The following is a 1439-nucleotide window of genomic DNA, read 5'->3' on the forward strand; positions in this document are numbered from 1 at the left end:
CAGGTCCTTGACATCTTCCACGCCGGATAGAAGGACGGGAATGTCGAGGCGGATTTTTTCGGCTTTGGCCATGGGTGCACTCCAGTTTTTCTTGTCAAGCTGCTGGGCTACTTTGCAGCTCCAGCTGTTGTGAACAGTGGATTATGAGGTCGCGAGTTATCGCAGTCGGGCCCGCCGAGGGCCCCACAGCAGACAAGCTCGTGGGTAAGATCGGCTGCCGGGCCAAACCCGACAACGTACTGCGAAGCACCACAATGAGAAAGTTTCTTGTCCTGCTGGCCATTGCTATTGCCGCGATTGTCCCGGCCGCCATCTTCCGGATCAGCGGATGGCGCCCCAATGCTGTCGTGGACACGGCCGTGTTCGGCCTCGCCGTGCTGGCGGCCGGCTTCATGCTCTCGTGGGGCGCCGAAGCCGCAGAGAAGCGCATTTCGCAGGGCCTCATACTGGCTCTCGTCGCACTCATCACAGTCCTGCCCGAGTATGCAGTCGACATGTACTACGCGTACCAGGCTGGCAAGGCGCCTGAGTCGAACTATGTGCACTACGCCGCGGCCCATATGACAGGCGCCAACCGGCTGCTGGTCGGCGTGGCGTGGCCTCTCATGGTGTTCCTTCATTGGTGGCGCACCCGCAAGCGCACCATCGAACTGGCAAGCGTGAACGTGCTGGAAGTGGGTTTCCTATTGGTGGCCAGCGTCTACGCATTTTCGATCGTCCTGAAGAACCGCATCAATCTGGTTGACACGGTCATTCTGGTCCTGATTTTCGGCACCTATCTTTGGTTCACGAGCCGGCTGCCGAAGGTGGAAACGGGCCTCGAAGCCGACGATGAGCCCGGCCCGGCCGCGGCGCTGTCGGAGCTCTCGCCTCGAAAGCAGTGGGCCTGGATGGCCGGGCTTGCGATCGTCGCCGCGGGCGTGATCCTGGCGGCAGCCGAGCCGTTCGCTGAATCCATCGTCGCCTCAGGGCGCATCCTGGGCATCGACGAGTTCCTGCTGATCCAGTGGCTTGCACCCTTGGCGAGCGAGGCGCCGGCAGTCGTCATCGCCATCCTGTTCGTCCTTTCAGGGCGCGCCGAGGGCGGGCTCACAACTATGATCAGCGACAAGATCAACCAGTGGACCCTGCTGGTGGGCATGCTGCCGCTGGCGATGAGCGTCGGCGCCGGAGCGATTGCGTCGTTGCCGCTGGACGCGCGGCAGCACGAGGAATTTTTTCTGACCGCGGCACAGTCGCTATTTGGAGTGGCTTTGTTGCTCCGGTTGCGCTTCAGCCTGCTATCGGCAGTCGTGCTGGCGGCCCTCTTTTCGGTCCAGATCGTTCTCGCCTTTGTCTATCGTGCGGATGCCGCCAAGGCCATCGCTTCGCTGACCATGCTGGGGTGGTTGTACCTCGGTCTCGCCGCCGTCCTGTTCATGCTGTCGGGGCCGGCCGCC

General features: G+C 62.3%; 1 protein-coding gene. It reads left to right on the forward strand.

The annotated features are described in order from the left end of the window. Nucleotides 1–200: 200 nt before the first annotated feature. Nucleotides 201–1439 (forward strand): sodium:proton exchanger (locus DBR23_RS02790; protein ID WP_233250239.1); only part of this gene is annotated, 1239 nt, incomplete at its 3' end.

Origin of the sequence: Acidovorax sp. HMWF018 (assembly GCF_003061035.1) — a bacterium.
Taxonomy (GTDB): Bacteria; Pseudomonadota; Gammaproteobacteria; order Burkholderiales; family Burkholderiaceae_C; genus Acidovorax; species Acidovorax delafieldii.